This is a genomic window from Methylophilus sp. E2MeOHC9 (assembly GCF_058744375.1).
This window is the reverse complement of record NZ_CP196024.1, coordinates 97,526-110,967: the sequence shown is the minus strand read 5'-3', so window position 1 is coordinate 110,967 and position 13,442 is coordinate 97,526. Positions and strand designations below refer to the sequence as shown.

At 49.4% G+C, this 13,442-nt stretch carries 6 protein-coding genes, 3 tRNA genes and 3 rRNA genes; all 12 read left to right on the top strand.

The window, feature by feature from the left end; genetic code table 11:
- The first annotated feature begins 70 nt into the window (after positions 1-70).
- The 12 genes from ACSSVF_RS00490 to gspG all read left to right on the top strand — a co-directional run bounded on the left by ACSSVF_RS00490 (position 71) and on the right by gspG (position 13,441).
- A complete protein-coding gene (locus ACSSVF_RS00490; protein ID WP_492404629.1) occupies positions 71-2,572 on the top strand; it encodes a glycogen/starch/alpha-glucan phosphorylase in 2,502 nt (833 codons plus the stop codon).
- Between the two features lie 119 nt (positions 2,573-2,691).
- Positions 2,692-3,438, top strand: a complete 747-nt coding sequence (locus ACSSVF_RS00485; protein ID WP_492404628.1) for a DUF4197 domain-containing protein — start codon at positions 2,692-2,694, stop codon at positions 3,436-3,438.
- A 185-nt stretch (positions 3,439-3,623) separates the two neighbouring features.
- Positions 3,624-3,700 (top strand) — tRNA-Met (locus tag ACSSVF_RS00480).
- A gap of 328 nt (positions 3,701-4,028) precedes the next feature.
- Positions 4,029-5,567, top strand: a 16S ribosomal RNA gene (locus tag ACSSVF_RS00475).
- An 86-nt stretch (positions 5,568-5,653) separates the two neighbouring features.
- Positions 5,654-5,730, top strand: a tRNA-Ile gene (locus ACSSVF_RS00470).
- Positions 5,731-5,739: 9 nt separating this feature from the next.
- Positions 5,740-5,815: transfer RNA gene (locus ACSSVF_RS00465), tRNA-Ala, on the top strand.
- A 372-nt stretch (positions 5,816-6,187) separates the two neighbouring features.
- Positions 6,188-9,076, top strand: a 23S ribosomal RNA gene (locus ACSSVF_RS00460).
- 229 nt (positions 9,077-9,305) lie between these two features.
- Positions 9,306-9,419: ribosomal RNA gene (gene rrf, locus ACSSVF_RS00455) — 5S ribosomal RNA — on the top strand.
- The 16S, 23S and 5S rRNA genes sit together here with 3 tRNA genes alongside, the layout of an rRNA operon.
- Before the next feature lie 367 nt (positions 9,420-9,786).
- Positions 9,787-10,479: a 2-C-methyl-D-erythritol 4-phosphate cytidylyltransferase gene (gene ispD / locus ACSSVF_RS00450; RefSeq protein ID WP_492404626.1), complete on the top strand. Its 693-nt coding sequence runs from the start codon at positions 9,787-9,789 to the stop codon at positions 10,477-10,479.
- Between the two features lie 34 nt (positions 10,480-10,513).
- A complete protein-coding gene (gene ispF / locus ACSSVF_RS00445; RefSeq protein WP_492404624.1) occupies positions 10,514-10,999 on the top strand; it encodes a 2-C-methyl-D-erythritol 2,4-cyclodiphosphate synthase in 486 nt (161 codons plus the stop codon).
- 2 nt (positions 11,000-11,001) lie between these two features.
- Positions 11,002-12,831: an ABC transporter ATP-binding protein gene (locus tag ACSSVF_RS00440; RefSeq protein ID WP_492404622.1), complete on the top strand. Its 1,830-nt coding sequence runs from the start codon at positions 11,002-11,004 to the stop codon at positions 12,829-12,831.
- 187 nt (positions 12,832-13,018) lie between these two features.
- A complete protein-coding gene (gspG, locus tag ACSSVF_RS00435; protein WP_492404620.1) occupies positions 13,019-13,441 on the top strand; it encodes a type II secretion system major pseudopilin GspG in 423 nt (140 codons plus the stop codon).
- Position 13,442: the final 1 nt, after the last annotated feature.

Below are 13,442 nucleotides of genomic sequence, written 5' to 3'. Positions count from 1 at the left end.
GCGACGGGCTTGTTTTTTGCTTTTAAGTTAGACGATCACATCCGTTATTGATTATTTCAGGGGAAGATGCATGGCCACTAATGCCAAATCCACACGTTCCAAGACTAACAAAATAGAAACCATCCATAACGCTGAAGACTTTTTGCTGACGCAGTTGCCGATTCCGCAAGCTTTACGCAACCATCTGACATTTTCTCTGGGTAAATCCAACTCCTGGGCCACTACCAGGGACTGGTACCAAACCGCTGCCTTTACTGTGCGTGACCACTTAATGAGTCGTTGGGTGATTACCCGGGATGCTTATCGCGATGCAAATACCAAGCGCGTCTATTATTTATCACTCGAATTCTTGATCGGCCGCATGCTGTCAAATGCAGCACTGAATTTGGGCGTTGCACCGGAACTAAGCGAAGGCCTGCAAGAAATCGGCCAGCAACTGGAAAGCGTGGCCGAGATGGAGCCGGACGCTGCGCTGGGCAATGGCGGTTTAGGCAGGTTAGCTGCGTGTTTCGTGGATTCTATGGCGACCATGGATATTCCAGCGACCGGTTACGGTATTCGCTATGACTATGGCATGTTCAGGCAAAGTATTGAGGGTGGCCAACAGGTTGAGAATCCTGATAACTGGTTGCGCTACCAGAATATCTGGGAAGTACAGCGCCCGGAACATACCTGCGAAGTGAAGTTTTATGGCCGTGTCGTGCAAGTGCATACCGAGCGTGGCACAGAACGCCACTGGATAGACACCGAGAGTGTAGTGGCCATGCCGTACGATGTACCTGTGCCCGGCTATGGCACACAAACAGTGAATAATCTGCGCTTGTGGTCTGCCAAAGCCGCTAAAGAGTTCGACCTGACATCGTTTAATCAGGGTAACTACGATAAATCTGTCGAAGGCCGTCATGGGGCGGAGACCATTTCCCAGGTGCTATATCCAAACGACACCTCTGAATCTGGCAAAGAGTTGCGTTTAAAACAGCAATACTTTTTTGTATCCGCCTCTACGCAAGACATCCTGCACCGGTTTATCACAAATAATCCGGACTGGGATACGTTGCCGCAAAAGGTCGCCATCCAGTTAAACGATACTCATCCTGCGATTGCCGTGGCTGAAATGATGTTCCAGTTGGTCGATCACTATCACCTGGCTTGGGACAGGGCATGGAAACTGGTCACGCAGATATTCGCCTACACCAACCACACGCTGATGCCGGAAGCACTGGAAACCTGGTCGGTAGATCTGTTTTCATCGCTGTTGCCACGCCATCTGGAGATCATTTTCGAAATTAACCACAGGTTCCTGCAGATGGTGAACCAGCATTTCCCCGGCGATAGCGCCTTGCTCAGTCGCGTCTCCATTATTGATGAAACGCATGGCCGCCGTGTGCGCATGGCTCACCTGGCGGTGGTCGGTAGCCATACCGTGAATGGGGTGGCGGCTTTACACAGTGAATTGTTGCGGACGACATTGTTTGCCGACTTCAACAAAATTTATCCCGGCAAATTTACCAATGTGACCAATGGTATTACGCCGCGCCGCTGGCTCAACCAGGCTAACCCGCTGCTCACCGAGCTATTAACGAAACATATAGGCACTGGTTTCCAGAAAGACCTGGGCCTGATTAAGAATATCGAGCCGTTGGCTGAGAATGCAGCTTTCAGGAAAGCTTTCCGCGAAGTGAAGGCAGCCAACAAACAGCGCCTGGCCTATAAAATCCTGCAGAAAACTGGTGTTGCCATTAACCCGCAAGCGATATTTGATGTGCAGATCAAACGGATCCACGAATACAAACGTCAGTTATTAAATGTGTTGCATGTCATCACCTTATATAACCGCATTCGTAGTGGCCAGGCAAAACACCATACGCCTCGCGTGGTGATCTTTGCTGGTAAAGCCGCGCCAGGTTACTGGCTGGCCAAGCAGATCATCCGCTTGATTAATGATGTCGCAACGCTGATTAACAATGACCCGGTTATCGGTGACCAGCTGAAAGTCGTGTTTTATCCTAACTATGAGGTGAGCGCCGCCGAGATCCTGTTCCCGGGTGCTGATTTGTCTGAGCAGATCTCTACTGCTGGCACTGAAGCCAGTGGCACGGGTAATATGAAGATGGCGCTCAATGGGGCGCTGACCATAGGCACACTGGATGGCGCCAATGTGGAGATCAAGGAAGAAGTCGGTGATGAGAATATCTTTATCTTCGGCCTGACTACGCCCGAGGTCGCGCAAATCAAGGCAAGTGGGTATAACCCCTGGGATTATTACAACGGTAACGCTGAATTGAAGCAGGTCATCGATATGATAGGCAATGGTTTCTTTTCAGTGGGCGAACCTGATCGATACCAGGCGATTGTCGATACCTTGTTACACAAAGGCGACCATTACCTGTTACTCGCAGACTATGCCGCCTATGTCGAGGCGCAAGACAAAGTAGCTGCCTTGTACCAGGATGAAGAAGCCTGGTCGCGTGTGGCTATCTTAAATGTGGCGCGCATGGCGAAATTCTCCAGTGACCGTACCATAGGTGAATATGCAAATCGCATTTGGAAGGTGGAGCAATTTAAAGTTTGATTGCAAAATTTAACAGTTATACAACAAATGATAAAGCAAGCCCTCCCAGGCTTGCTTTTGTCCTTTCTTGGCCAGTCATTTGTCGGTACACTGATCTCAGATTTGCATGGAGATAAATAATGAAAAAAACTGCGTGGGTGATACTGATAGGCTTGTTGTTTTCGGATGCACAAGCACTTGATCTAAAGAGCCTGGGGGATGTCGTCAATAAAGTCAGCGGTAACGCTACCGCTGATAATAGCGGCGCTGTCAGCAGCCTGACCGACAAGGAAACCAATGACGGGCTGAAGCTTGCGCTCAATCAGGGGGTGACAAAAGCGGTCGATGTGCTGGGTGCCACGGATGGCTTTCTGGGTAATAAAGACGTGAAAATCCCTTTGCCGGATTCCCTGAAGAAGGTTGAAAAAGGCATGCGACTGGTCGGCATGGGCGATCAGGCTGATGAACTCATCCTGAAAATGAATCGTGCGGCAGAACAAGCGGTGCCTGAAGCCAAAACCCTGCTGGTCAACTCCATCAAGCAAATGAGTCTGGCCGATGTCAAAGGCATACTCACTGGCCCGCAAGATGCGGCGACACAATACTTCAAGAAAACCACCTCAACCGAGATGGCCGCCAAGTTCCTGCCGGTCGTGCAAAAAGCGACTGCCAATGTCAAACTGGCCGATACCTATAATCAGTATGCGGAAATGGGCAGCAAGTTTGGTGTAGTAAAGAAGGAAAATGCCAATATCAATCAATATGTCACGCAAAAGGCATTGGACGGCGTTTACCTGATGGTGGCAAAAGAAGAAGCGGCCATTCGACAAGACCCTATGGGCCAGGCCAGCAACTTGCTGAAAAAAGTATTTGGTGCCGCGCAGTAAACATAAGGCAATATCAAAGTTCTGATAACTAAAAGTCGTCGCTGGCAAGCGGCGCCATTTAGTTTATCCCTGTTATTGATCAGCTTAAGCCTGGAAGTATTTTCGAATTGGTGTTGACACACCTTTAGCTTCCTTGCTATAGTCTCACCTCTCGACGCAACACAAGTTTTACTAGTCGATTCGGACGCGGGATGGAGCAGTCTGGCAGCTCGTCGGGCTCATAACCCGAAGGTCACAGGTTCAAATCCTGTTCCCGCAACCAAGCAAATAAATTCGTTTTAATTGAAATAAATTTCCTGCTTGACCGATGTAAAAAGCGCTGTATAATGCGCACCTCGTTGACGCAAGGCGTTAGTGATGAAGGCCCTAGTGGCTGTGTTCTTTAAAAATTAGGATGACTGATAAGTGTGGGTGTTTGTAGTTGAGTGAAGCGCATTCAATGCGTAGAAACTCAGAAAATACAAATGCTTTACACTTAGATTTATGACAAGTATGTACAGTGTTTTTTACACACATACCTTGAAATGAATTTGAGAAATTAAGCGAAACGAATACCGCCTCGAAAGAGGTATAAAGTAATAGTTAGGAATAAACTGAAGAGTTTGATCCTGGCTCAGATTGAACGCTGGCGGAATGCTTTACACATGCAAGTCGAACGATGAACCTTAGCTTGCTAGGGGGATTAGTGGCGAACGGGTGAGTAATATATCGGAACGTGCCTTGTAATGGGGGATAACTAGTCGAAAGATTAGCTAATACCGCATACGCCCTGAGGGGGAAAGTAGGGGATCTTCGGACCTTACGTTATAAGAGCGGCCGATATCTGATTAGCTAGTTGGTGGGGTAATAGCCTACCAAGGCTTCGATCAGTAGCTGGTCTGAGAGGACGACCAGCCACACTGGAACTGAGACACGGTCCAGACTCCTACGGGAGGCAGCAGTGGGGAATTTTGGACAATGGGCGAAAGCCTGATCCAGCCATTCCGCGTGAGTGAAGAAGGCCTTCGGGTTGTAAAGCTCTTTCGCAAGGGAAGAAAACTTACATTCTAATAAAGTGTGAGGCTGACGGTACCTTGATAAGAAGCACCGGCTAACTACGTGCCAGCAGCCGCGGTAATACGTAGGGTGCGAGCGTTAATCGGAATTACTGGGCGTAAAGCGTGCGCAGGCGGTTTGGCAAGTCAGATGTGAAATCCCCGAGCTCAACTTGGGAACTGCGTTTGAAACTGCCAGACTAGAATATGTCAGAGGGGGGTAGAATTCCACGTGTAGCAGTGAAATGCGTAGAGATGTGGAGGAATACCAATGGCGAAGGCAGCCCCCTGGGATAATATTGACGCTCATGCACGAAAGCGTGGGGAGCAAACAGGATTAGATACCCTGGTAGTCCACGCCCTAAACGATGTCTACTAGTTGTTGGTGGAGTAAAATCCATGAGTAACGCAGCTAACGCGTGAAGTAGACCGCCTGGGGAGTACGGTCGCAAGATTAAAACTCAAAGGAATTGACGGGGGCCCGCACAAGCGGTGGATTATGTGGATTAATTCGATGCAACGCGAAAAACCTTACCTGGCCTTGACATGCCACTAACGAAGCAGAGATGCATTAGGTGCCCGTAAGGGAAAGTGGACACAGGTGCTGCATGGCTGTCGTCAGCTCGTGTCGTGAGATGTTGGGTTAAGTCCCGCAACGAGCGCAACCCTTGCCATTAATTGCCATCATTTAGTTGGGCACTTTAATGGGACTGCCGGTGACAAACCGGAGGAAGGTGGGGATGACGTCAAGTCCTCATGGCCCTTATGGCCAGGGCTTCACACGTAATACAATGGTCGGTACAGAGAGTTGCCAACCCGCGAGGGGGAGCTAATCTCAGAAAGCCGATCGTAGTCCGGATTGTTCTCTGCAACTCGAGAGCATGAAGTCGGAATCGCTAGTAATCGCGGATCAGCATGTCGCGGTGAATACGTTCCCGGGCCTTGTACACACCGCCCGTCACACCATGGGAGTGGGTTTTACCAGAAGTAGGTAGTCTAACCGCAAGGGGGACGCTTACCACGGTAGTATTCATGACTGGGGTGAAGTCGTAACAAGGTAGCCGTATCGGAAGGTGCGGCTGGATCACCTCCTTTCTAGAGAAGATCACTCGGCTTCAAGCATTCACTCTTATCAGTCATCTGGAATTAAGCAGCAACAAAGATTTAGGCGAACCGCCTTAGGGTCTGTAGCTCAGCTGGTTAGAGCACCGTGTTGATAACGCGGGGGTCGTTGGTTCGAGCCCAACCAGACCCACCAGTCTATATCGGGGGATTAGCTCAGCTGGGAGAGCACCTGCTTTGCAAGCAGGGGGTCAACGGTTCGATCCCGTTATCCTCCACCACTTCATTGATGGTTTGAGTGAATAGATCTTTGTTGTAGATTTAGAGATTAGAAGCAAGCGTTACTTGCGTAGTGCTTGCTTCTAGTTTTTTAACTAGTCTGCTCTTTAACAAAATGGAAGAAGTAAAGGAATATAGGTTGTGTGATGACAACTTATATTCAATGGGCGATATTATTTTTTAACCGGAAATAATATCGATTGATTGCAAAATCATAAATATATTAAACGCAAGTTGAGAAGCTTGGGTTGTTGAGTAATCAATAACTTAAGCAAATCTAACGAGGTTTGATAGTGCTTTAGAATTACCTGTAACGCGTGTCTCATGCACGACGAAATCTAGATTTAAAAAGGGTTTAGGTTTTAACGTTATAGGGTCAAGTGAATAAGTGCATATGGTGGATGCCTTGGCGATTACAGGCGATGAAGGACGTGATAGCCTGCGAAAAGCTTCGGGGAGCTGGCAAATAAGCTTTGATCCGGAGATGTCCGAATGGGGAAACCCACCCGCAAGGGTAACCGCTCCTGAATATATAGGGAGATGGTGGCGAACCGAGTGAACTGAAACATCTAAGTAGCTCGAGGAAAAGAAATCAACCGAGATTCCGTAAGTAGTGGCGAGCGAACATGGAATAGCCTGTTATTTTTAGCAGATGCGATAGTAGAACGGAATGGAAAGTCCGACCGTAGTGGGTGATAGTCCCGTATACGAAATCCCGTCTGTGGAACTAGGGTAACGAAAAGTAGGGCGGGGCACGAGAAACCTTGTCTGAACATGGGGGGACCATCCTCCAAGGCTAAATACTCGTAATCGACCGATAGTGAACAAGTACCGTGAGGGAAAGGCGAAAAGAACCCCGGGAGGGGAGTGAAATAGATCCTGAAACCGTATGCATACAAACAGTGGGAGCGGACTTGTTCCGTGACTGCGTACCTTTTGTATAATGGGTCAGCGACTTACATTCAGTGGCAAGCTTAACCGATAGGGGAGGCGTAGAGAAATCGAGTCCGAATAGGGCGTTTTAGTCGCTGGGTGTAGACCCGAAACCAAGTGATCTATCCATGGCCAGGATGAAGGTGCCGTAACAGGTACTGGAGGTCCGAACCCACAAATGTTGAAAAATTTGGGGATGAGCTGTGGATAGGGGTGAAAGGCTAAACAAACTTGGAGATAGCTGGTTCTCTCCGAAAACTATTTAGGTAGTGCCTCGTATATCATTCTCGGGGGTAGAGCACTGTTATGGCTAGGGGGTTCATAAGAACTTACCAAACCATTGCAAACTCCGAATACTGAGAAATGCAATTACGGGAGACAGACCATGGGTGCTAACGTCCGTGGTCAAGAGGGAAACAACCCAGACCGACAGCTAAGGTCCCAAATGACGTGCTAAGTGGAAAACGAAGTGGGAAGGCATAGACAGCCAGGATGTTGGCTTAGAAGCAGCCATCATTTAAAGAAAGCGTAATAGCTCACTGGTCGAGTCGTCCTGCGCGGAAGATGTAACGGGGCTAAGCACGTAACCGAAGCTTCGGATGCCATAATTTATTATGTGCATGGTAGGAGAGCGTTCTGTAGGCCTGCGAAGGTGTCCTGTGAGGGGCGCTGGAGGTATCAGAAGTGCGAATGCTGACATGAGTAGCGATAAAGGGAGTGAAAAGCTCCCTCGCCGAAAGCCCAAGGTTTCCTGCGCAACGTTCATCGGCGCAGGGTGAGTCGGCCCCTAAGGTGAGGCAGAGATGCGTAGCTGATGGGAAACAGGTTAATATTCCTGTACCTCTATACAATGCGATGTGGGGACGGAGAAGGTTAGGTCAGCCGGGTGTTGGATGTCCCGGTTCAAGCGTGTAGGTTGGTTCTTTAGGCAAATCCGGAGAGCTAAGACTGAGACGTGATAACGAGCGTACTTGTACGTGAAGTGATTGATACCATGCTTCCAAGAAAAGCCACTAAGCTTCAGTTGTATAAGACCGTACCGCAAACCGACACAGGTGGGCAGGATGAGAATTCTAAGGCGCTTGAGAGAACCCGGGAGAAGGAACTCGGCAAATTAGCACCGTAACTTCGGGAGAAGGTGCGCCCCGGTAACGTGTATAGACTTGCTCTAGAAGCGTGATGGGGTTGCAGTGAAAAGGTGGCTGCGACTGTTTAATAAAAACACAGCACTCTGCAAACACGAAAGTGGACGTATAGGGTGTGACGCCTGCCCGGTGCTGGAAGATTAAATGATGGGGTGCAAGCTCTTGATTGAAGTCCCAGTAAACGGCGGCCGTAACTATAACGGTCCTAAGGTAGCGAAATTCCTTGTCGGGTAAGTTCCGACCCGCACGAATGGCGTAACGATGGCCACACTGTCTCCTCTCGGGACTCAGCGAAGTTGAAATGTTTGTGAAGATGCAATCTCCCCGCGGCTAGACGGAAAGACCCCATGAACCTTTACTGCAGCTTTACATTGGACTTTGACAAGATTTGTGTAGGATAGGTGGGAGACTATGAAGCGGTGTCGCTAGATATCGTGGAGTCAACCTTGAAATACCACCCTGATGTTGTTGAGGTTCTAACCTAGGTCCGTAATCCGGACTGGGGACCGTGTATGGTAGGCAGTTTGACTGGGGCGGTCTCCTCCCAAAGAGTAACGGAGGAGTGCGAAGGTAACCTAGGTACGGTCGGAAATCGTACTGATAGTGCAATGGCAAAAGGTTGCTTGACTGCGAGACGGACAGGTCGAGCAGGTGCGAAAGCAGGTCATAGTGATCCGGTGGTTCTGTATGGAAGGGCCATCGCTCAACGGATAAAAGGTACTCTGGGGATAACAGGCTGATTCCTCCCAAGAGTTCATATCGACGGGGGAGTTTGGCACCTCGATGTCGGCTCATCACATCCTGGGGCTGTAGCCGGTCCCAAGGGTATGGCTGTTCGCCATTTAAAGTGGTACGTGAGCTGGGTTTAAAACGTCGTGAGACAGTTTGGTCCCTATCTGCCGTGGGCGCTGCAAGTTTGAGGGGACCTGCTCCTAGTACGAGAGGACCGGAGTGGACGCACCTCTGGTGGACCAGTTATCATGCCAATGGTATAGCTGGGTAGCTAAGTGCGGAAGAGATAAACGCTGAAAGCATCTAAGCGTGAAACTCGCCTCGAGATGAGACTTGCCTCTGGCTTTAAGCCAGCTAAAGAGTCGTTCAAGACCAGGACGTTGATAGGTCAGGTGTGGAAGTGCAGTAATGCATTAAGCTAACTGATACTAATTGCTCGTGAGGCTTGATCCTATAACCTTAAAACTTAGACGACCTGAATGGGAAACCATTGAGAAAATCTATAAGGTGTAGTTCAAAGCAATATGATTTGGCAATCATCTAGAAATACTGAAACAACACGTTGTTTCAACATCTAAATCCCATTGAAAACAAGCGTAAACGCTTGAATCCTTTACTTCTTCCAATTTGTTAAAGCAGGCTGAGCTACCACTCAGCACCATGCATAACATTACCAGTTATGTTTGGGGACAATAGCGGTTTGGAACCACCCCTTCCCATCTCGAACAGGGCCGTGAAACGAACTTGCGCCAATGATAGTGTACTCTTCGTATGCGAAAGTAGGTCATCCCCAAGCTCCTTACAAGAAAACCCCGCTAGCAATAGCGGGGTTTTTGTTTTTACGGTGTCAGCATAGAACAACAGCGACCTGGCTGACGCCAACAAACCACAAAACACGCGTAAAAAAACCCGGTGCACGCACCGGGTTATCAAAGTCTATTAGGATAAAACATTAAATAGACTGCCATGAAATCTGTCTTGCTACACTGCTTACTACCTGATTATTAACGCCGCTGAGTCAGTATCATTCTGCGCTGTACGGCTGTTGTTTGAGTCTTCTCCCTCGTTTGCAAGCATCATATGAAAACTCTCTACATATGTCATTGGCCCATTGGGGCTAATCAGGGGAGAAGTGACATGATGTGACATGTTAGAATATTGAAATGGCTAGATATCATGTCTTAATACCTAGTGCCGGGCATGGCGCACGCATGCAGTCAGAGACTCCCAAGCAATATTTGATGCTGAACGGGAAACCAATCCTCAAGCATGCTATCGATATATTTGAGGCAACGCAGCAAATCACTAGCATCGCGATTGTGGTGGCCGAAAACGATGCGTTCTGGCAATCGTCGCTGTTGTCGTATTGCAAAAAGACCCGGGTTATTCACTGCGGTGGAGCAACGCGAGCCGACAGTGTGTTAAACGGTTTGCAAGCGCTGTCAGATGTCGTGGCTGCAGATGACTGGATATTGGTACACGATGCGGCAAGACCCGGAATTGATGCCACCATGATGGCGCGCTTAATTGATTCCATCTCTGATAATGAGATAGGCGGGTTGCTTGCGTTACCACTGGCTGACACCTTAAAACGGGCCGACCCACATGGTTTGATAGACGAAACTATTCCGCGGCAACAGTTATGGCAGGCGCAAACGCCGCAGATGTTTCGACACGCTGCACTGCAGCAGGCATTAAGCACTCACGTGCAGCGGCATCCGACTGATGAAGCACAAGCCATGGAGTGGATGGGGCATAAGCCCAAACTGGTGTTGGGTGATTTGAAGAATATGAAAATAACTTATCCGAATGACTTAACCGTTGTGGCCGCACTCATGTCGGCTGCACAAGACTGAATTCCTTTTAGACATTAACTAAACCAAAAAATATATGACGCCTTTTAGAATTGGGCACGGCTTTGATGTGCATGCGCTGGTCAGTGGCCGCGATTGCATCATCGGTGGTGTACACATCCCCCATCCGCTTGGCCTGGACGGACATTCTGATGCAGATGTATTGCTGCATGCCATTTGTGATGCACTGCTAGGCGCAGCTGCCCTAGGGGATATTGGCAAACATTTTCCGCCTACAGATATGCGTTACAAAGGCATAGATTCGCGTGAGTTATTACGCCATGTCGTCGAGCTGCTGCGTGATAAAGGCTTTAATATCGGCAATGTGGATGCTACCGTGATCTGTGAAGCGCCACGACTTGGGCCACATATCCTGAGCATACGCGAGAACATTGCCAGCGACTGCCAGGTCGCCATTGATTTGATTAACGTTAAAGCCACCACCACTGAAAAGCTGGGCTTTACCGGCCGTGGCGAAGGCATTGCCGCCGAAGCCGTTGTCCTTATTTATACACACCTGTAACCATGCGATTGTTTTCAAAGTTTGAGGGATTAGTCTCTCCATTTCCACGCGAAATTATTCAAAACCTGCCTACGCGCTTTTGGCCATTTATGTGGGCCTGTTCGTATGGCATGCGTAAGTACATTTTATGCATGACGATACTGACAGCCTGTATCGGTTCTTTTGAGGCCTTGCTATTTGCCCTGATGGGTAAGGTAGTGGATAAACTAACAGCCATTGCTCCACAACAGCTGTGGACCACTCATCAAGACACCTTAACCTGGGTGATTGCCATCCTCATCGGCAGTACCCTGATCATCACCCTGCAAACACTGATGAAACACCAGACCCTAGCTGGTAATTTCCCTATGCGGTTACGCTGGCAGTTTCATCAGCATATGCTCAACCAAAGCATGGTGTTTTACCAGGATGAATTTGCTGGCCGTGTTTCGGCCAAAGTCATGCAAACAGCACTGGCCGTCAGAGAAGTGTGGTTTATCCTGGCCGATATCATGGTCTACGTGCTGCTTTATTTCACCACTATCGTCACGGTGGTGGGCAGTTTCCATCCGTGGATGGTGCTGCCGTTTCTCGGTTGGTTGCTTTTATATGGCTGTGCATTGCTCTACTTTATTCCAAGGTTAGCCAAGGTATCGCAACAACAGGCTGATGCACGCGCATTAATGACCGGACGCATCACTGATGCTTATACCAATATCTCCACCGTGAAGCTGTTCTCACATGCAGGCCGCGAGGCGGATTATGCCCAATCGGCCATGCAGGAGTTCCTCGATAGCGTGCATGGGCAAATGCGCATGGTCAGCGGGGTGGAGACCATCAACCACTTCCTGAATATGTGCCTGATCATCGCCAGCGGTGGCTTGGTGTTATGGCTCTGGTCACAAAGCCTGGTCGCTGCCGGCGCGGTGGCCGCAGTCATGGCCATGAGCTTGCGACTTAACGGTATTTCGCATTGGGTGATGTGGGAACTGACTTCGTTGTACGAACAGATCGGTACCGTCCAGGATGGTATCAACACTTTATCGGTAGCCAACCGTGTGGTCGATACACCAGAAGCGCCCGCACTCACGGTACCTCGCGGCGAAGTGAAATTCGAGCAGGTCTATTTTGCCTATGAAAAGCAGGCGCATTTGCTGGAAAACTTTAACCTGACTATCCAGCCAGGTGAGCGGGTAGGCCTGGTCGGCAGGTCAGGCGCCGGTAAATCCACGATTGTGAATTTATTGATGCGCTTTTTTGATATCGAGTCTGGCCATATCAAAGTAGATGGGCAGTCGATTGATACGGTTAAACAGAATTCTTTACGGCAGCAGATTGGCATGGTGACACAGGACACTTCGTTGCTGCATCGCTCAGTACGCGAAAATATCCTTTATGGGCGCCCAGATGCGACAGAAGACGATATGATCGCCGCCGCCAGACGGGCTGAAGCACACGACTTTATCCAGACGCTGCGTGATGCCAAAGGCCGCACCGGCTACGACGCCCATGTCGGCGAGCGTGGCGTGAAACTTTCCGGTGGTCAACGCCAGCGGATAGCGATTGCGCGCGTCATGCTCAAAAATGCACCTATCCTCGTTCTGGATGAAGCGACCAGTGCGCTCGATTCAGAAGTCGAGCAGGCCATTCAGCATCATCTTTCACAGCTGATGGAAGGCAAAACCGTGATTGCGATTGCGCACAGGCTCTCCACGATTGCGGCGATGGACAAACTGGTGGTGCTGGACCAGGGCCGTATCGTTGAGACCGGCACCCATCATCAACTACTTCAGCAGAACGGTATTTACGCCAAGCTATGGGCACACCAGAGTGGCGGTTTTCTTGGTGAGTAGCCGGCCAACGGATCTTTTATTTCTGCAAGCTGGTTAACCCACTCTCAACATCATCCACTCGCCACACCCTGGACCGTCAAAATTGTTAATACGGATTTACAATTTTGACGGTCTGTCACATTGCTGCCACTTTTCTGCAATCTGAACTGCTTAGTATTGTCATCAAATTTTCATGGAGAAATATTGGATGACGCAGCGTTCGGTCAGAAGCAGTGCCGGTTTTACATTACTGGAATTATTAGTGGTAATGGTGATTATCGGCTTACTGGCAGGCTATGTCGGTCCCAAGTATTTCCAGCAGATTGGCAAGTCTGAAGTCAAGACTGCCAAGGCACAAATTGCCGCACTTGAGCAGTCACTGGATCAGCTTCGTCTTGATGTCGGCCATTACCCTGCCACCGAGCAGGGCCTGAATGCGCTGATGGCTAACACCGAAAATGACACCCGCTGGAGCGGACCTTACCTGAAGAAGGGGGTGCCGAATGATCCGTGGGGCAAGCCTTACCAGTATCGTTTCCCTGGCCAGCATGGCGAGTATGATTTATTCAGCCTGGGTAAAGATGGCCAGGTAGGCGGTACGGACGAGTCACAGGATATTACCAGCTGGTAAT